We start from the raw sequence: 18980 nt of genomic DNA on the forward strand, positions 1-18980 counted from the left end.
ACTGGTAAGCGGCTACTCGGACTCGCTCTCGGCATCCGGAGTGCCAACGACTGATTCCGCGACGAGTTCACGGATGAGTTCGTAGTCGGGGTTACCCACGTCAATCGTCGGCGGCGACAGCTCCAGCGTCGCAATCGGGAAACCTTGCGCGCCGCTGGCAAGTTCAGTAAACAGGCCGAGCATTACTGACGGGATATCTGTTGTTACTACCTGTTTGCCCGCATCCGCGACCGTACGGAACTTTGTCAAAATGTTTGCTGGTTCGAACTGCCGCAGGATAGCTTCCTGCACCTCACGCTGACGGAGCATCCGGTCATAGTCATTTGAACCGTGTCGTGCGCGGGCGTACCAAAGCGCTTCATACCCTCCAAGCACTCGTTCGCCAACCTCAACCCAGCCATCAACGTTGATGGGCTGACCATACTGATCTTCATCGCCGCCGATTGGTTGGCGTTCCGTCACATTGATCAGCACCCCGCCGAGCGCATCAATGAGATCATCAAAACCCTGCATATCGATCAGCACGTAGTACTGCAGGTCGAGCCCTGTGACTCCCTCAACAGCGTCGCGCATCGCCTCAACGCCGGCCGAACTAGCATTCGCTTCAGCATCCGGATACAACTCAGGATGCTCTTCACCGTAGGTGTAGAGGTAACTGATCAAGCAGTCATCGCCGCAGTCATAGCCCGAGGGGAAATCCTGATACAACGGAGAACCCTCAACGAACGGGATGAACTCGAGGTTGCGAGGGATACCGATGAGGGTGGTTTCCCCCGTCTCTGCATCGACGCTGGCAATCGAAATGCTGTCTGGACGAAGGCCAAGCCGATCGGGCCCAGCATCCCCGCCAAGAAGCAGGATGTTGTAACGGCCATCAGTCGGTGGTGCGTAATCCGCGCTCGTGAAAACCTCGGTGATAGTTGACCGCGCGGAGTCAACGATGTTGACCGCGGCCACCGCCACACCGGAATAGGCGACTAAAGCGATGAGTGAGAATGCCACCACAAACGGGCGCGCACCGACGCTGGCTCTCTTTACTTGGGCAAGACGCAGCGAATCCACCGCGAGAACAATCCACAGAATCACGTAAGCAATCAGCACCACTTCGATGACCGCGAGAACAAAAGCGTTGGTGACCGCAGCGAGGAAGAGTTCGCGAAACCAAAAAAACAAAACGAATGCAAGAATCGCCAGCGTCCACAACAGCGCTGTAACAACAACCGCAAAACGACCAAGCTTGCGACTACCCGCCAGGATTTGGGCTGAACCGGGAACGAAAACGTTCAGCGCGACCAGCCACCATGCACGGCGGGTCATCGTTGGCGCGGAACCCAAATCGGGCGCCCGCAGCGAGGATGTTGTGCTCACAGCAGCAGCTGTAAAGCAGCGTTCTTGTCGGCGACCATCGCCTCGAGACCGCGTGCATAATCTTCGAGCTTCGTCGCTACAGCAGCATCAGTTGCACCAATAATGCGCAGCGCGAGGAGGCCAGCGTTGGTAGCGCCGCCGATCGAGACCGTCGCGACGGGGATGCCCGCGGGCATCTGCACGATAGAGAGCAACGAATCAAGACCGTCGAGCTTCGCCAACGGAACAGGAACACCCACTACAGGCAAAGTCGTCACCGAGGCCACCATGCCAGGAAGATGGGCAGCGCCACCGGCTCCCGCAATGATCACTCGCACGCCGCGCGACGCCGCCTGCCTGCCAAATTCGATCATTCGTTCAGGGGTGCGGTGGGCAGACACGACTTCGACCTCGTAAGAGACGTCGAACTCAGCCACGATATCGGCTGCACCCTTCATCACGGACCAGTCGGAATCTGATCCCATGACAATCGAAACGAGCGGTGAAGACATAGGAGGATACTATCTTCCTGCTCCCGAGGAGTTGCCTTCAACACACGGCGCACTAATGGTGCACGGGAGAAATTACTCGAACTCTGCAGCGGCAGCCCGAGCAGCGCTGCGCACAGAATCAAGATCTGCGCCCGACGCCGTGACGTGCCCCACCTTGCGGCCAGGTCGCGACTGCTTCGAATAGTCGTGAATTTTGATCGCCGGCGAAGCCACGGTTGCCGCGGCAATCCGCTCATGCATTTCTTGCCCGACCGGACCACCCAAAATGTTCACCATTACCGACCACTCGTCGCGTGCCGCAGTGGCTCCGAGCGGAAGGTCGAGCACCGCACGAAGGTGCTGTTCGAACTGGCTTGTCTGGCATCCATCGATGCTCCAATGGCCCGTGTTGTGCGGACGCATCGCAAGCTCATTAATGAGGATTCGACCATCGCTGGTTTCGAATAGTTCGACGGCGAGCACTCCGGTGACGTCGAGACCTTCAGCGATAGTGCGGGCAATCGACCCAGCCTGCTCCGCAAGAGCTGTGCTCAGTTCCGGAGCCGGCGCCACTACCTCGGCACACACGCTATTGCGCTGGATGCTCTCCACCACGGGCCACAAGGCAACGTCACCCGAAGGGTTGCGGGCAACGGACTGCGCCAATTCACGGCGGAAGTCGACGAGCTCTTCGATCAAGAGCTCACCATCAGTCAGCCACTGTGCGGCCTCCGCGCCTGCGCGCACGATCAGAACGCCCTTGCCGTCATAGCCGCCGCGAGGAGTCTTGAGAACACCCACCCCGTTGTGTGCCGCAAGAAAGTCGTCTACGTCGCCCACACTGGCGACCCGCGCCCAGTCCGGCATTGGCAAACCCAATTCCGCGAGGCGTTCGCGCATCTGCAGTTTGTCTTGGGCAAAAAGCAACGCATGGGGGCCAGGATGCACGGCTATGCCGTCAGCAACCAGTGCCTTCAATACATCCTGAGGAACGTGCTCATGGTCGAATGTCACGACATCAACTTGTCGCGCGAAAGCGAGCACCTGCGCGATGGAACGGTAGTCGCCGACAGCCGTCGCGGCCAGATTGGCCGGAGATCCTTCGGCTTCAGCAAGCACTCGAATGTCGATGCCTAAATTGAGAGCAGGAGGAATCATCATGCGGGCCAATTGGCCTCCACCGATTACACCGACTTTTACTGACATGATCTCTCCAGAGTTAGCGCTGACTGATTTTCAGGATTGCGCAAGATTTCGCAGCTAGAATTTCACCGCTTCTTCTATCTTTGCTTATCGACCGGGCGGATTCGTGCGTTTACTCATTACCCAGTTGAGCCGCTTCGGGCTCGTTGGCAGCGTTGGCCTCGTGATCGACGTCGTCATCTTCAACATTTTGCGCACCACAATCCTCGCGCCCGAAGTTCTGCATGAGGGACCAGTACTCGCCAAGGTCGCATCCACTGCGGTCGCCATCGTCGCCAATTGGCTCGGCAATCGTTACTGGACTTTTCGACGCACCAAGCTTCAACATCCTGTTCGCGAAGGCCTCAAATTCGGGCTAGTGAGCCTCGGCGGCATTCTGATTGGTCTGAGCTGCCTCGTCGTATCGCATTACGTGCTCGGCTTCACTTCGCTGTTAGCCGACAATATCTCCAGCAACGTGATCGGGCTTGTTCTCGGCACCGTCTTCCGTTTTTGGGGATACCGCACGTGGGTCTTTGTGCAAGAGCCTCTCAACGACGAGCTGTCCACGACTGCAGCCGCTGCCACAACCGTCGGTGTCGCGGCAGCCGCTGCCACAACCGGTGCCGCGCTAGGGACGACCGAGCGCGCGATAAGTCCAGCCGGCCTCTCGCCACTGCACCGGGTCCAGGCAGTTTCGCCCGTCGAGGATCGCGCGCACCGAAACGATTGAGTCCAGCGTGCTCGGATCAATGGCACGGTACTCGCGCCATTCGGTGAGCACGAGGACAACATCGGCATCCTTCGCCGCTTCTTCGACCGTGGTGACGTAATCGAGTCCAGGACGTAGCCGCCGCGACGTCTCGATCGCCTGCGGGTCAGTCGCGCGAACGTGAGCCCCAAGCTCTGCAAGTCGCGCCGCCACGTCGAGCGCTGGCGAATCCCGAACGTCGTCAGAGTCAGGTTTGAAAGCGAGACCCAACACAGCCACCCGCGCGCCCTCGATGGTCCCGCCAAGCACCTCGCGGCACAGGTCAACCATGCGTTCGCGTCGGCGAAGATTAATCGCGTCGACCTCGCCCAAGAAGCTCAGGGCATCGCCAGCACCGAGCTCTGAGGCACGAGCCATGAAAGCGCGGATGTCCTTGGGGAGACAGCCGCCGCCGAAACCGAGACCGGCGTTCAAGAAACGACGACCGATGCGCTGGTCGTAGCCGATGGCATCCGCGAGTTGCGTAACGTCGGCACCCGTGACTTCAGCCACTTCTGCCATGGCATTGATGAACGAAATTTTGGTGGCGAGAAACGCGTTCGCTGCGACCTTGACGAGTTCAGATGTCGCGTAGTCGGTGACAACCCGCGGGATGTTCTGGGCCAAGACGGTGGCGTAAACCTCGTCAAGAGCAGAGACAGAGTGCGTGTCTTCGGGGCGGACCCCATATACGAGACGGTCAGGACTGATGGTGTCCTTCACCGCGTAGCCTTCGCGCAAGAACTCAGGGTTCCACGCCAGATGAGCGCCAACGGCCTCGATTCGAACAGCAAGGCGCTCCGCTGTGCCCACAGGCACCGTGGACTTGCCAACAACGACGTCGCCCTCCGTGAGATGCGGAATAATCGCGTCGAATGCAGCTTCGACAAAGCGCAAGTCGGCAGCGTTCGAGTCGGCTTGTTGCGGAGTACCGACCGCAATGAAATGCACCGTCGCCCCCTCGGCCAGGCTCATGTCGGTAGTAAAGCTGAGCGTGCCCGCGGCGAGCGTTTCGGCGAGCAATTCGGGCAACCCCGGTTCATAAAACGGCGCGTGCGCCGACGACAACAGTGCGACTTTCGCCGCATCAATGTCGATACCAACGACCTCATGGCCGAGCTTTGCGAGAGATGAGGCGTGGACGGCACCGAGGTACCCGCATCCGATAACTGAGATCTTCACGTTGCGCACCCTATCTGATGAGAGTTGACGCCGAGTAAATTGCCCAAGCGGATGCCGCGAGAGCGTTCTCTGCGAGGGTGCGTTTTAGCGTGTTCCCCACACGGTGGTCTCGTCTGACGCCTGCGATTCTTCGCGCTGCCGACGCAGCGAAACCACGTTTTGGTTGTTCTCCATGAGATCGTGCAGCGCTGCTTGAGTAAGGGAGACCGAGGGAATATCACGCAGTACCACGGGGTGATCGTGGCCGGCGTTGATCAGCAGATCGCCGCTGCCGAACATCCGCTGAACCCAGGATTGACGCACGGTGACGTCGTAGCCGCGACTGTGCAGCAGCTCTTGGCGGATGCGCACGAAGACACCGCTGGAGAGCACCACGCGACGCGTCGTGATCGTGTAGTTGCGGGCAAGCCAGCCGAAGAAGGGCAAGAACCACGCGACAATGATGACGAGCAGCCCGGCGGTGAGAAGAGCAAGGTTCTGCCAATTCTCCGGGAAACTACCAAAGAAATAGCCGAGCGCTCCCGCTGTCGCCACAAAGACGATTCCTGGGAAAGTCAGCGCGCGCGCGTGAGAGCGAACGCGGGCAACAATGGCCTCGCGCTGAACGCTCATCTCATTCGGCATAGATCATTCATACCGCAGGTGAGTGACGTCGCCTGCCGCGACGTGCTGCCGGAGCCCGTTCGCATCGTCGTTAACCACGAGTTGGCCCCGGTCGTCGACGGTTTCGGCGGTTCCAAAGATTCGGGCGCCGCCGGGCAGCTCGACCCGCACACGACGACCGATAGTTCCGCACTCAGCTCGAACGGCATCCGCGATTCCGCTGGGCACTGCATCAAGTCCAGCAGCGCTGAACTGGGTCATAAGGTGCGTGAGCTCGGTGAGGTACCGGCTCAGCGCCTCATCAAGGCCGGGCTCGGCCCCTTCCAGAGCGAGAGAGGTGGAAACGGATGTCGGGAGCTCGTCGCGCTCGATCGTGAGGTTCAATCCCGCCCCCACGACCACTCCTGTGCCGCCCGCCACGAGTTCAGAAAGCAATCCCGACACCTTCAGGCCTTCGATCTGAACGTCATTGGGCCACTTGAGGGTGACCTCGCGGTCGGTGACGAGGCTGCGCACGGCGCGTGCCATCGCCAATCCGCCAATGAGCGGCATCCACGACAGAGCTTCAATGGGGGCACCCTCGGGTGCGACGAGCACGGAAACGGCGAATGTTTTACCTGCAGGCGCCACCCATTCCCGCCCCAAGCGTCCGCGACCCGCCGTCTGATTGGTGGTCACGAGCGCTGACAGATGTTCGGCATCCCCCCGAGCTGCGCGCGTGAGGAGCTCCTTGTTCGTCGAGCCGATTTCATCGACGTGCTCAAGCAGCGGCAGAACGGCGGTACTCAATGGCAAGTGCATCGCTTAAGCGTAGAGCGCTGCAGCACCCCAGAGATGCCGTCTCTAGTGTTTCCTCAATGAAACCGGCCTGAAACTTGTGGGTTCCGCCAACCCCACAAGCGGTGGATGGGTGGGTAAAGTGACACAGTGACCGAAGACAACTCGACTCCAGACATGTTCACGACCGCCGGCCGGATCGCCGATCTTAAGAACCGCTATCACGAGGCCGTGACGGCCAGTGGCGACGCGGCGATTGAAAAGCAGCACGCTAAGGGCAAGATGACCGCCCGCGAGCGCATCGAGCAGTTGCTCGACCACGGCTCGTTTGTGGAGCTCGACGAGTTTGTTCGCCACCGCACCCACGCCTTCGGCATGGAAAAGAAGCGTCCCTACGGTGACGCTGTTGTGACGGGCGTTGGCACGATCCACGGTCGCCAGGTTGCGGTTTACGCTCAAGACTTCACCATCTTCGGTGGTTCGTTGGGCGAGGTCGCCGGCGAGAAGATCATCAAAGTCATGGACCACGCGATGAAGACGGGTGTTCCCATCATCGGCATGCTCGACTCCGGTGGAGCCCGCATTCAGGAGGGCGTTGTTGCTCTCGGCAAGTACGGCGAAATCTTCCGCCGCAATACCCAAGCTTCGGGTGTCATCCCGCAGATCTCGATCATCATGGGCCCGGCTGCCGGTGGCGCCGTGTACTCCCCCGCGCTCACCGACTTTGTGATCATGGTCGATAAGACGAGCCAAATGTTCGTGACCGGCCCCGACGTCATCAAGACCGTTACCGGTGAAGACGTCGGCATGGAAGAGCTCGGCGGCGCGCTCACCCACAACAAGGTTTCGGGTGTTGCCCACTACCTTGCCAGCGATGAAGAGGATGCCCTCGACTACGCCCGCACGCTCGTGGGCTTCCTGCCCGACAACAACATGTCGGATGCTCCCGTCTACGAGAGTGAAGTTGAGCTCGAAATTACGGATGAGGATCGCAAACTCAACTCGATCATCCCCGACAGCCCCAACCAGCCCTACGACGTGAAGACGATCATCGAACACATCGTCGACAACGGCGACTTCCTCGAGACTCAGCCTCTCTTCGCCCCCAACATTGTGGTCGGCTTCGGTCGCGTTGAAGGTCGCTCGGTGGGCATCGTCGCCAACCAGCCGCAGGCAATGGCGGGAACCCTCAATATCGAGGCCGGCGAAAAAGCGTCACGCTTCGTGCGTTTCTGCGACGCGTTCAGCATCCCGATTCTCACTCTCGTCGATGTTCCCGGCTACCTGCCGGGCACCGACCAGGAGTGGACCGGTGTTATCCGTCGTGGCGCCAAGCTCCTCTACGCCTACGCCGAAGCAACTGTGCCTCTCGTCACCGTCATCACTCGCAAGGCGTACGGCGGGGCCTACATCGTTATGGGATCCAAGCAGTTGGGCGCCGACCTCAACTATGCGTGGCCGACTGCTGAGATCGCCGTCATGGGCGGCCAAGGCGCCGTCAACATCCTGTACCGCGGTGAGATCAAGGCAGCCGAGGCCGCCGGTGAGGATGTCGCAGCCGTGCGCACTCGCCTCGCCAACGAATACACCTACAACGTTGCCAGCCCGTTCCTCGCGGCAGAGCGCGGCGAGCTCGACGGCGTTATTGAGCCCGCTGCTACTCGTGTACAGGTTGTGAAGGCGTTGCGGGCTCTGCGCACCAAGCGCGCGAGCATGCCGCCCAAGAAGCACGGAAACATTCCACTGTGAACGGCAAGCACAGGCAGGAGGAGCCTGCAGACATCCGCATCGTTTCCGCCAATGTCTCTGCTGACGAGGTCGCGGCGGTTACGGCCGTCGTGCGGGCTGCCCTGCTGGAGTCAGCAGAACTTGCGGGAGCCGATGAAACGGCCCCGATCACGGCGTGGGCCCGCAGCCAACGACCGATTCGGCAACCGCTCTCTCGCGGTCCTGGGGCTTGGAATGCGAGCGCTCGCCGCTAGCAACGGTGCTTTTGCGCCGTGTTTCGACGAAAACATGTGGTTTCGTAGTCGTACCCCGTTCGCGGGGTGCGGAATTCGTCGAAAACTGTAGATTAGGGCTACTTTTTCACCTGAATTCACGAATTGTCCCCCGAGAGTCCCCCTAAAAACCGACTTTGTTAGTTGTTTGCATGATGCAGAATATTAACTGCTAGGTGGATCTCCATAGGAGTTACACCGCCAAAGGTTGGCCGACTAGGGTAAGCGGGCCAATTCTTTGGGGGCGGATCAGGACGATATTCGGGTTATCGTCCTGATCCGGGTTCTAGCGAAGGACCGGAGAAGTGCTTCTTATAGCCACTCCGGTCCTTCCGCCTTTAACCCGCCTGCGGGCTGCGCTCGGCGTGTGGCCCGTCCGTGCAGGTTCAGCCAACGTTCGCCTGCCGGGTCGAACAGCGACTCACTCCAGCACCCTTCAGAGCGCACCGCGAACCCGCCAGCGGGGCTCTAGCGCCTCAGGCGCCCTTGGGCGCACCCAAGCAACGCGCAACGTCTGCGACGCCTGTAGGGCGCAAGCAGAGCGGTTAAACGCTGACGCTGTCGACGCGAGGAATCTCGAGCCAGATGTCGACGACATCCTCTTCGAGAGAGTCTTGGCCGAGAGCGCTGGATTCGCCATCGCCGGCGCTGTGTAGCCCGACGACCGTGATCGCGACATCCGACCCTTCAGGAACAGTGCGAGCAATCACTTTGTCGGCGCTGGTTGATTGGATCGCCTGCGCGAGACGGTTGAGCACCCGATCGAGATCTTCGTCAGAGAGGTCGTCAATTCCCCCCTCGTCAAGAAGAGTGACAGTCGCACCGCGACGGCGAGCGATCATGACCTGATCGCGCACGGCATCGTTGAGAAGCTTGCGCCCGCGAATCTCGTCGCGGATAGCTCCTTCAAGGTTCAAGCACTCGCGGCGTTCGGCATCCGATAAATCACCGTCGGTCTCTTGGATGCGTTCGAGCATCTCAAGCGCCATCATTCCCGTCTGCTCAAGCCGGAACTGTCGCTCATGAACGTGAGCATCCTGCGCGGCTTGCCAATCGGTTGCTTCCTGCTCAGCAAGCACAAACCGCTGAGCATCCTTGGATGCCTTTGCCAGCCCGCTCGAGAGAACGTGAGAGACGGCCACCCATGATGCACTTCCGACGATGCCCAAACTAAAGAGGCCTGCTGGTCCTACGGGACCGAGGCTGAAGGTATGCGCGACAAGGAATCCGATACCCAACCAGGCGAAGGTGTGGCGCCCACGGGTCGAGGTAATGGTGAGCAGAGTTCCGCTGGCGGCCACGTACCACGTTGCATAGCCCGTGCCGCCCTCACGCGTGAAGTCGAGCTCATTTGCGACGAGCAGTGAGATCGCAACGACCGTGGCGAAGTTGAAGGTCGCCATCCAGATCGGCATTCGCACGGGGCCCCACGGCACCAGGCTGACAACCGTTGCGATGCCGTAAAGAACCATCGCAACATAGATCGGACCGGGTCGGTCAGGGATATCAATCGTGTAGTTCGCCAAGACGATGTGGTACGCCGAGAAGAGCGCAGCCATGCCGACGATTAGGTAACGAGGAACTCCGATATTCACAGATCATCCCCCTCGGCGTCGTTCCTGATAGTGCGCACACTTTCAGTGTTTATCTCGTCGCTGCGATTGCCGTGCGGCCACTGGATACAGATTTGAGTTCCCGCACCAGGCACTGAGGCGATTGCGGTTCGACCGCCAGCGTTGGCGACTCGCTCCACAATCGACACTCGCACGCCCAAGCGTTCTTGCGGCACGGAGTCCAAATCGAATCCCGCTCCGGTATCGGTGACAAGAATTTCGATGCCGTTGCCTTCGAGACCGCGAACCTCGACGCTGCGTTGAGTATCTGAAGCACCCGCGTGCTGAATGCTGTTCATCATCGCCTGCACGGCAGCGGAGTGCACCGCTTCTGCCGCGACCACAGGAAGCGAGCGTGCTCCGACGCTGCGCACAGCACACGTGAAGTTCGACGCGAGCAACTCTGCAGAAGTAATAACCCGCTGTGCAAGATCGGTGGCTTGCACAGTAGAGATGTCGTCAGGCGACGTTGCGGCCGCTTCCCGCAAGTGGCCTATAGCGTTGCCCGCCATGACCGCGGCCAGCCTTTCGGCTTCTGGCGTGTAGGCGCGAGCGGCGGAAATCAGGGTTGTGAGCACGCTGTCGTGCACGATCGAGTCAACCTGCACGCGTTCGACTTCAGTCGCGTGTTGGCGAACCGCGTTTCCGTACCGGAGCAGCGCGGTTGCTTGAGCACTGTCAACGTTGGATGCTGCCTGCCGAAGCATCGTGACGATGATCATGATCGCACTGCCGAGAATGAGGGCATAGAACGTTTCGAGTACAGCAAGCTGCCACGGGGCACCGCCGCCCACCGGGAGGATGCGCACGATGAGGTACACCAGCGGCGCAGCAAAAAGGTAGATGGTTGCGAGCACCCTGTTGAACGCAATCGCGGCCATCGCTGTCGCTACCGTGATGAGGTAGTTCAGCCAGTGAATTCCACTAAAAACTTCGACGCCAGGGATGACCGTGAACGGCCAACTCAGCAGCGCAAGAAAGTAAACAACCGCGAAGGTGCCGTGCATGAATCGCACGGCTTTGTTGGCAAACGAGGCAACGACAACCACGATGAGCATTCCGAACAACGCCGGAACAAAGATCATCAACCACCACGGCTGCGCTTCGCCCGCTTGGCCCAAGAGCCACGGGAGCGTTTGGGCGCCAAAGACCAGACCGATGACCGCTACGGAGCGCGAAATAACCCGCTCAACCTGTTTGCGGCTGATCGGGTTTCGCGGCTGCTTTACCGTCGGCGCCGGTCGCGCCACAGCCAGGCTAGTGGCCATCGCCGCCTTCAGAGTCGAGTCCGGGCAGGATGCCGTCTTCGACTGCGCGGCGCAAGAGGTCGACCTTGGTGGGCGCTGGGCGTCCGACCTCGACATACTTCACACGAATACGGTCAAGGTATTCGCGGGCGGTTGAGTAGCCGATTCCCAGCTGCTGGGCGGCAAGCTTGAGTGGGAGACCCGAAGCGTAGAGGTGCAAGATTTCACGTTCACGGCGACCAAGCTGTGCCTTGGAGAAGTCACGGTCGGCGTCGATAGCGGTGGCCCACTCAAGGTTGTTGAGCACCTCGCCGCGGGCGACGGTAGCCGCTGCTGCGAGCACGGTCTTGGTGGCTGACGATTTAGGGATCACTCCGGCAGCTCCGGCGGCAAGTGCCTCTCGCACGCTGGCGACGCGGTCAGCGATGCTGTGCACCAGCACAGCAGAGCCGGTAGCCTGAACGTTTTTGACGTTGTCGGTGACGGTCGAGCCATCACCGAGCGACAGGTCGAGCACAACGACATCAACTTCACGGCCGTTGAGGCCCTCTACAAGTTCTTTCACGGTTGCTGCGGCGAGAACGAAGTCGTATCCCTCATCAATAAAGGCAGCCTTGAGTCCCAATCGGACTGATTCGTGGTCATCGACAACAGCGACGGTGATTTTGCGCTGGGCACTCTCACTGGGCGTTTCTGTCCCGGATGGTTCTGTCTGGGCCATGTGGCGTCCTCCTGAGTTTCTGTCCCCCATAGTAGTGCGAGAGAGCGCGAACATGCGGCTTTGTCACCCCAACACACTGAGCTATTTACGTGTGAACGTTCCCACAGCCTCGACATGGTGAGTGTGCGGGAAGAGATCGAATGCTCGAACTCCTGAGAGCTCGTAGCCGCGCTCGGAGAAGAAGGCAACATCCCGCGCAAAAGCAACGGGGTCGCACGCCACATAAACGATCTGCGCGGGGCGCGCCTTGGCAACGAGGTCGACAACTTCCCGGCCCGCGCCAGAACGAGGCGGGTCAAGAATGATCGTTGAACGCTCTAGACGGTCACGCTCAACAGCAGTTGCTTCCTTCAGGTGCTGGCGCAGCCAACGGTCAACGCGGCCTGTTTCGGCATGAGCGCCCAACCATTCCGAGAGGTTATTGGCGGCGTGGTCGGTGGCCGACGACTCCGCTTCCACCGTGGTGATCTTGGTTGCTGGACCAAACTTGTCCCCCACTGCCGCTGCGAAGAGTCCCACTCCTCCATACAAATCGAGGTTGGATGCCGCGGGGTCAAACAGTGCGGGATCAATAGCGTCTTGCACGGCAGACGTCAGCATCGCGGCGGCGCCGTGGTGCACTTGCCAGAACCCGGAATCGAGCAACGTGAATTCGCGCTCCCCTACCGTCTCGGTAATGACCTGCGGCTTCTGCTTGCCCATAATCAGGCGAACGCCGCCCGAGCTGGGGTTCAGGATGTCCACGCGCTCGAACCCATCGAAGTTCTCGCCGAGCGGTGCTCCGGCAGAGAGTTCGGGGGTTGCCAAAGGAAGATCGGCGACAGAAATCACACGGTGGGAACGAGCCGCAAACGGACCGATATTGCCGTGTTCGTCGACGTGCAGGCTGACGCGGGTGCGCCATCCGAGTCCCTTGCGTTCATCGTCACCCGGCACTGCTTCGACGAGAGGAGCGAGCGAGACTTTTGCCATGCGCTCGAGCGATTCGTTGAGAATCTGTGCCTTGAGCACACGCTGATGACCGAGCTCGATGTGGCCAAACTCGGCGCCACCGGCGCGATTGTCGGGGTCGCGGTCAACACTCGCGGCTGACCACACATGCTCTTGGCGGTGCTCACTCGGCGTGATGACCTTCACCGTTTCGGCGCGCCAGAACGACTTCTTGTTGTCGTCTGTGATGCGCGCTTGCACGCGTTCACCCGGGATCGCGTCGGAGACGAAAACGACACGACCATCGTGCCGCGCCACACTGACACCCCCGTGCGCAATGTTGGTAACGTCTACTTCGATCATTCGGCCAAGCAATTCACCCATCCCTTGAGCATAGGAGCCTTTGTGCGCCTTTATCTTGCTTCGACCTCTCCCGCGCGTCTGGCCACGCTGCGCGCGGCTGGTGTCGACCCCGTACTTTTGGCCTCTGGCGTTGACGAAGACGCGGTGGCTGCCGCCGCTCCTGGTCCCCTTGACGGCCCCGCGCTTGTTGAGTTGTTGGCGCGTGCCAAGGCTGAAGCCGTTGTTGGCGCCCTCGTGAACGGTGCCCCCATCGACGGCTTCATTCTCGGCGGTGATTCCGCGTTCGAATTGGATGGCGAATTATTCGGAAAGCCGCACGAACCCGAGATTGCGCGGCAGCGCTGGCTCGCACAGCGGGGTCGCACCGGAGTGTTGCACTCCGGCCACTGGCTCATTGACCACCGCGGCGGCGAGGTGCAAGGAGCCACCGGTGCCGTCTCGAGCGCCAGCGTGAGTTTCGCCTCCAACATCACTGATTCTGAAATCGATGCGTATGTCGCCACGGGCGAGCCGTTGAAAGTCGCGGGCTCGTTCACGATTGACAGTCTCGGCGCGGCCTTTATCGAGAGCATCGAAGGCGATCCGCACGCCGTCGTGGGGCTTTCGGTGTCGTTGGTGCGTCAACTCATGCGGGAATTCGACGCCGAGTGGACTGAGCTCTGGAACATCGATCGGCCGTCCCTGTAGGCATTCACAGTGCTTGCCCTCTTTTTTTGTGCGCTTCCGCCCAAGGCTTCGGCCGACATCCCCATAAGCTAGGTCACTATGGCTCGTATTACGAAGGTACTCATCGCCAACCGCGGAGAGATCGCCGTTCGCGTTATCCGCGCGGCTAAAGACAGTGGCATCGGTTCTGTGGCGGTCTACGCCGACCAAGATAGGGATGCCCGGCACGTGAAGCTCGCGGACGAGGCTTATGCCCTCGACGGCTCGACGAGTGCTGAAACGTACCTCGTTATCGACAAGATCCTGTCGATCGCGCGCCGCTCTGGCGCTGACGCCATTCACCCTGGTTATGGTTTTTTGGCCGAGAACGCCGAGTTTGCTCGCGCTGTCATCGACGCTGGCATCATCTGGATTGGCCCGTCTCCTGAAGCAATCGAGAAACTGGGCGACAAGGTTTCGGCCCGCCACATCGCGGAAAAGGTGGGAGCCCCTCTCGCTCCCGGCACGCTCAACCCGGTTTCGGGCGCGGCAGAAGTTCTTGACTTCGTTGATCTTCACGGTCTTCCCGTTGCTATCAAGGCAGCATTCGGCGGTGGCGGCCGTGGCCTCAAGGTTGCACGCACTCGCGAAGAAATCCCCGAGTTGTTCGATTCCGCCACTCGTGAGGCTGTTGCCGCGTTCGGTCGCGGCGAATGCTTCGTGGAGAAGTACCTCGACCAGCCCCGTCACGTTGAAACTCAGTGTCTTGCGGATGCTCACGGCAACGTCGTCGTGATCTCCACCCGCGACTGCTCCCTGCAGCGTCGCCACCAGAAGCTTGTGGAAGAAGCCCCGGCCCCGTTCCTCACCGACGAGCAGAACAAAGAACTCTACGAGTCATCCAAAGCGATCCTGCGCGAGGTCGGCTACCTCGGTGCCGGAACCTGTGAATTCTTGGTCGCCAAGGACGGCACAATCTCGTTCCTCGAAGTAAACACTCGTCTCCAGGTCGAACACCCCGTCTCCGAAGAAGTCACCGGCATCGACCTCGTACGGGAGCAGTTCCGCATCGCCGAGGGCGGCGTGCTTGACTACGACGACCCCATCCCGCGCGGTCACTCCTTCGAGTTCCGCATCAACGGTGAGGATGCCGGACTCAACTTCATGCCCTCTCCCGGCCCCGTGCACGTTCTGCGCGTTCCCGGCGGCCCCGGCATCCGTGTTGATAGTGGTGTCACGACGGGCGACGAGATCAGCGGCGCCTTTGACTCGCTGCTCGCCAAGCTCATTGTTACCGGTTCCAGCCGGGAGGATGCCCTTGAGCGTTCACGCCGCGCGCTCGACGAATTCGAGGTTGCTGGTCTTCCCACCGTTCTTCCGTTCCACCGCAAGATCGTTCGCGATCCTGCCTTCACGAGCGAACCGTTCAGCATTTACACACGCTGGATCGAAACCGACTTCGACAACGACATTGAGCCGTGGACCGGATCACTCGCTGACGAGACGCCCGTCGTAGCCCGCCACAACGTGGTCGTTGAGGTCAACGGCAAGCGCGTCGAGGTGAATCTGCCCTCGAAACTCGTCCCGAGCACCTCGACCGGCGCAACCCTCTCGGCCGCTCCGAAGCGTCGGGCAGCATCCAGCGTCAACACCATCACCGGCGACTCGGTGAAGGCACCGATGCAGGCGACGATCGTGAAGGTCGCGGTTGCCGAGGGCGACAAGGTCGTCAAGGGCGACCTCATCCTTGTGCTTGAAGCCATGAAGATGGAGCAGCCGCTCGTTGCTCACAAAGACGGCGTTATCGCAACGATGAACGCTACCGTCGGCCTCACGGTGTCATCGGGTCATTTGCTCCTGAACATCGCAGACTAGGCCCGGCTGACCCCACAACGTAAAGAAGGCCGCACCGCCCGTCATGACGACAGGCTGTGCGGCCTTTACAGTTGGTGGACCCTAGGAGATTTGAACTCCTGACCTCCTCGATGCGAACGAGGCGCGCTACCAACTGCGCCAAGGGCCCGTACTGCAAACCCAACGATATCACTCAGGAAACATCATGCGGCACCTGACTTCACGCGCCGCGGCACGCCGCAAGGATTACGGCATCAGTCCAAGCTTGCGCGCGGTCGAGACTGCCGTAAAACGTGACGACGCATCGAGCTTCTTCATGGCGCTACCGAGGTATCCCTTAACCGTTTGTTCGGTGAGCGAGAGAAGAGCAGCCGTTCGAGCGTTGCTGTAGCCAAGCGCCACGCACGAAAGCACATCCGTCTCTCGAGGCGAAAGTTGCACCGTCGATCGGGCAAGTGCGTCGTCGCGACCGCCACACACCGCTTGCGAAAGTCCGCGCCCGATCTCGTGGAGCTTCTGCCTCACATCGCGGTCCGAGACCGTCGCCGCAAGCTGGCGCAGCTGCGCAAACTGCTCCCTCAGGTGCTCCTCCGCGACCGGAGACAATCCCCCACCCTGATTCGACCGCAATGCCACCATTCGACGGGTAACCTCATCCCGAATGGCGAGCTCGTTTCCGAGTGCGGTAGCGATCGCCACCGCCGGTCGAGCCGCAGCCGTATCTGGCTCGACGAGAGAGTGTGATCCGGCATAAATCAACCCGCGCAGTGTTCCTCCGGCAATGATCGGAATCGCCAAAAGCGAGACAACTCCTTCGCCCAACACAGCGCCGTCATAGTCGTGAGTAATGTCAGCCGAATGCTCGTAATCACGCGTAAACCGCGGGCTGCGTTGCGCCATAGCCAACCCACCAAGCCCACGCTCTCGCCGCACCTTGAGCCCATCGAGGTTGCCAGTGCGAGCACCGCTGAAGGCACTGACGGTGAGCTCTATGCCCGAGGTGAGACCGCCAAACGACAGGCTGAAGCCAGTGCTCGCGGCGATCTCGCGAGTGGCCTGCTGGATCAATTCGAAGTCACTTGGTTCAGACATCTGCGTCATTGCGGATTCCCAACTTTCGGGGGTATTACGTTCGGTACGCCCCTCCGTAATCTGAGGCTAGCACGGGATTCTTCAGCCCCCACTGAGAATCCACATCAAGCATTTCAAAGGAGAAATTGATGTCAGATGCCCCTTCGCTAGAGCGAGTCTCTGCTCAGAACACGGCCGCACGCGTGCGCCAGCAGAGCGGTTCTTTCGCCGAAATTCAGGACCAGGCCACCCACGATCCCCACGGTTTCTGGCTTGAGCAAGCAGCGCGCGTTGACTGGATCACCCCACCGACGCTGTCCTCCCCCTCGCCGGCCCACGAGCCCGGAACAGCGCAAGGGTGCTGGTTCGCCGACGGAACGCTCAACATGAGTGCCAACGCCCTCGACCGGCACGTCGCCGCCGGCCGAGGAAACAACCCCGCCCTCATCACTGACTCCGCGATGACGGGTGAGCAGAAAACTCTCACCTATGCCGAGCTCCTCGAACGCGTTCGCAAATTCGCCGGCGCACTTCACGAACTCGGCGTCGGTGTTGGCGATCGCGTCTTGATCTACCTCCCGATGATTTCCGAGGCCGTAGTGGCGATGCTCGCGTGTGCCCGCATCGGCGCCATCCACTCCGTCGTCTTCGGAGGTTTCGCCGCCAACGAACTGGCCGTACGAATCAACGACGCCACGCCATCCGTGATCGTAACGGCGACCGGTGGCCTCGAGCCGTCACGCCAAGTGGAATACCTGCCGATCGTGCATCAGGCCATTGCCTTGAGCACGGGGAGCGTGCGCTACGTCGTCGTCAAAGACCGTCCGCAGGTTAATGGCGATATCGCCGAGTACGCCACCGGCGCCACGAGCGGTGGCTCGCTAGATGTCGCTTGGCTCGATTGGGATGACCTCGAAGCGGCCGCGCTCCCTGCCGACGCTGTGGAGATGCACGCCCACGACCCGCTCTACATTCTTTATACCTCGGGCACCACCGGCAGCCCCAAGGGTGTCGTGCGGGACACCGGCGGTTACGCCGTCGCTCTGCAGTGGGCTATGACTCATATCTACGGCGTGGGAAACGACAGCACGATCTTCACGGCGTCGGATGTCGGCTGGGTCGTCGGCCATTCCTTCATCGTCTATGGTCCGCTGCTGGCTGGCGCGGCCACCGTGCTGTACGAAGGAAAACCCATTGGCACCCCCGACGCCGGAACGTTCTGGCGCATCATCCAGGACTACGCGGTTGATGTGCTCTACACGGCACCGACGGCGCTGCGCGCGATCCGCCGCGAAGACCCCGCGCTCGACGAGCTGGGCAAATACGACACGTCCAGCCTGCAAGCGGTGTATTTGGCGGGCGAGCGTCTCGATACCGAGACCTGGCACTGGGCCAATGACGGCATCCGCGTTCCCATCATTGACCACTGGTGGCAGACCGAGACTGGGTGGCCAATCTGCGCCAATCCGCGCGGTGTGCAGCAACTGCCCTCCAAGGCCGGCTCAACGGGCGTGCCGATGCCAGGCTTCCTCCCCCGCATCCTCGATGCCAATGGCAACGATGTGACGAAGCCGGGCACCGAGGGAAACATCGCCATCCAGTTGCCGCTCCCTCCCGGCGCCCTCATCGGACTCTGGGGAAGCCCGGAACGGTTCGCTAGTTCCTACCTCGAAGAGTTTCCCGGCTACTACGCCACCGGTGACGCCGGCTACTTCGATGACGAGGGCTACCTCTTCGTCATGGGCCGCACCGATGACGTCATCAACGTGGCCGGGCACCGCCTCTCGACAGGGTCGCTCGAAGAAGTAATTTCTCAGCATCCGGATGTGGCCGAATGCGCTGTTCTCGGGCTGCACGATGAGCTCAAAGGCCAGCGCGCTGCAGGGTTCATCACGATGAAGCACGGCCGCAATCGCCTTGAGCATGATCTCGCCATCGAACTTGTGGCGCTCGTGCGCGAGGTGATCGGCCCGGTCGCTGCCTTCCGGGACGTGATGGTGGTCGAGCGGCTGCCCAAGACACGGTCGGGCAAGATTCTTCGTAAAACCATTCGCCAGATCTTCGACGGCGAAGACGTGCGCATCCCTCCCACGATCGAAGACGTCACGGTGCTCGATGCGCTCTACACCGCTGCCGGACGCACTCGCTCGCAGTAGTTCCCGCTTCACGATTCCCCACCATCCGTTCCCCTCTCAATTGTTTG

17 protein-coding genes and 1 tRNA gene are annotated in these 18980 nt (G+C 60.7%); 6 read left to right on the forward strand and 12 right to left on the reverse strand.

The genetic code is table 11. The features are described 5' to 3' along the window. Positions 1-12 precede the first annotated feature (12 nt). From I6E52_RS04755 to I6E52_RS04765, 3 genes are all read right to left on the reverse strand, one after another. Complete coding sequence (locus I6E52_RS04755) at positions 13-1368, reverse strand: LCP family protein (protein ID WP_307842391.1); 1356 nt, start codon at positions 1366-1368, stop codon at positions 13-15. Then, complete coding sequence (gene purE / locus I6E52_RS04760; protein ID WP_197123543.1) at positions 1365-1859, reverse strand: 5-(carboxyamino)imidazole ribonucleotide mutase; 495 nt, start codon at positions 1857-1859, stop codon at positions 1365-1367. The genes I6E52_RS04755 and purE overlap by 4 nt, the downstream gene beginning before the upstream one ends. Before the next feature lie 72 nt (positions 1860-1931). Then, entirely contained in the window at positions 1932-3044 is a 1113-nt protein-coding gene (locus I6E52_RS04765; RefSeq protein WP_197155252.1) for a 5-(carboxyamino)imidazole ribonucleotide synthase, read from the reverse strand. A 103-nt stretch (positions 3045-3147) separates the two neighbouring features. Between I6E52_RS04765 and I6E52_RS04770 the strand changes: the two genes are divergently transcribed. Next, positions 3148-3753: a GtrA family protein gene (locus tag I6E52_RS04770; RefSeq protein WP_197155255.1), complete on the forward strand. Its 606-nt coding sequence runs from the start codon at positions 3148-3150 to the stop codon at positions 3751-3753. On the opposite strand, the gene I6E52_RS04775 is transcribed toward I6E52_RS04770, so the two are convergent. From I6E52_RS04775 to I6E52_RS04785, 3 genes are all read right to left on the reverse strand, one after another. Further along, positions 3652-4953 carry a UDP-glucose/GDP-mannose dehydrogenase family protein gene (locus I6E52_RS04775; RefSeq protein WP_197155257.1) on the reverse strand — a complete coding sequence of 434 codons (1302 nt, stop codon included), beginning with the start codon at positions 4951-4953 and terminating at the stop codon, positions 3652-3654. The genes I6E52_RS04770 and I6E52_RS04775 overlap by 102 nt on opposite strands. Before the next feature lie 84 nt (positions 4954-5037). Then, a complete protein-coding gene (locus tag I6E52_RS04780) occupies positions 5038-5577 on the reverse strand; it encodes a PH domain-containing protein (protein WP_197155259.1) in 540 nt (179 codons plus the stop codon). A gap of 3 nt (positions 5578-5580) precedes the next feature. Then, a complete protein-coding gene (locus I6E52_RS04785; RefSeq protein ID WP_197155261.1) occupies positions 5581-6357 on the reverse strand; it encodes a biotin--[acetyl-CoA-carboxylase] ligase in 777 nt (258 codons plus the stop codon). Between the two features lie 153 nt (positions 6358-6510). On the opposite strand from I6E52_RS04785, the gene I6E52_RS04790 reads away from it, so the two are divergent. Both I6E52_RS04790 and I6E52_RS14285 read left to right on the forward strand, forming a co-directional pair. After that, a complete protein-coding gene (locus tag I6E52_RS04790) occupies positions 6511-8082 on the forward strand; it encodes an acyl-CoA carboxylase subunit beta (RefSeq protein WP_197156944.1) in 1572 nt (523 codons plus the stop codon). After that, the gene (locus tag I6E52_RS14285) at positions 8079-8315 is read left to right on the forward strand and encodes an acyl-CoA carboxylase epsilon subunit (protein ID WP_197155263.1); all 237 of its coding nucleotides are present in this window, start codon (positions 8079-8081) and stop codon (positions 8313-8315) included. Before I6E52_RS04790 ends, I6E52_RS14285 begins: the two co-directional genes overlap by 4 nt. Before the next feature lie 563 nt (positions 8316-8878). On the opposite strand, the gene I6E52_RS04800 is transcribed toward I6E52_RS14285, so the two are convergent. From I6E52_RS04800 to I6E52_RS04815, 4 genes are all read right to left on the reverse strand, one after another. After that, positions 8879-9928 carry a hypothetical protein gene (locus tag I6E52_RS04800; RefSeq protein WP_307842392.1) on the reverse strand — a complete coding sequence of 350 codons (1050 nt, stop codon included), beginning with the start codon at positions 9926-9928 and terminating at the stop codon, positions 8879-8881. Next, on the reverse strand, positions 9925-11214 hold the full coding sequence (locus I6E52_RS04805; RefSeq protein WP_197155264.1) for a sensor histidine kinase: 1290 nt from the start codon (positions 11212-11214) through the stop codon (positions 9925-9927). Before I6E52_RS04805 ends, I6E52_RS04800 begins: the two co-directional genes overlap by 4 nt. Then, positions 11204-11914 (reverse strand): response regulator, encoded by a 711-nt coding sequence (locus tag I6E52_RS04810; RefSeq protein WP_197106218.1) that lies wholly within the window; start codon positions 11912-11914, stop codon positions 11204-11206. Before I6E52_RS04810 ends, I6E52_RS04805 begins: the two co-directional genes overlap by 11 nt. A gap of 81 nt (positions 11915-11995) precedes the next feature. Next, positions 11996-13228, reverse strand: a complete 1233-nt coding sequence (locus I6E52_RS04815) for a class I SAM-dependent RNA methyltransferase (RefSeq protein ID WP_197155265.1) — start codon at positions 13226-13228, stop codon at positions 11996-11998. A 21-nt stretch (positions 13229-13249) separates the two neighbouring features. Here I6E52_RS04815 and I6E52_RS04820 point away from each other — a divergent pair, with 21 nt between their 5' ends. Next, positions 13250-13894, forward strand: a complete 645-nt coding sequence (locus I6E52_RS04820) for a nucleoside triphosphate pyrophosphatase (protein ID WP_197155266.1) — start codon at positions 13250-13252, stop codon at positions 13892-13894. 78 nt (positions 13895-13972) lie between these two features. Then, positions 13973-15727 carry a biotin carboxylase N-terminal domain-containing protein gene (locus I6E52_RS04825; RefSeq protein ID WP_197155267.1) on the forward strand — a complete coding sequence of 585 codons (1755 nt, stop codon included), beginning with the start codon at positions 13973-13975 and terminating at the stop codon, positions 15725-15727. Positions 15728-15799: 72 nt separating this feature from the next. Here I6E52_RS04825 and I6E52_RS04830 read toward each other — a convergent pair. Together I6E52_RS04830 and I6E52_RS04835 are read right to left on the reverse strand one after the other, a co-directional pair. Beyond that, positions 15800-15875, reverse strand: a tRNA-Ala gene (locus tag I6E52_RS04830). A 77-nt stretch (positions 15876-15952) separates the two neighbouring features. Beyond that, on the reverse strand, positions 15953-16807 hold the full coding sequence (locus I6E52_RS04835) for a LuxR C-terminal-related transcriptional regulator (RefSeq protein ID WP_197155268.1): 855 nt from the start codon (positions 16805-16807) through the stop codon (positions 15953-15955). 119 nt (positions 16808-16926) lie between these two features. Here I6E52_RS04835 and I6E52_RS04840 point away from each other — a divergent pair, with 119 nt between their 5' ends. Further along, entirely contained in the window at positions 16927-18933 is a 2007-nt protein-coding gene (locus I6E52_RS04840; protein ID WP_197155270.1) for an AMP-binding protein, read from the forward strand. Positions 18934-18980 lie beyond the last annotated feature (47 nt).

It is taken from the genome of Salinibacterium sp. NG253, assembly GCF_015864945.1.
Classification (GTDB): domain Bacteria; phylum Actinomycetota; class Actinomycetes; order Actinomycetales; family Microbacteriaceae; genus Rhodoglobus.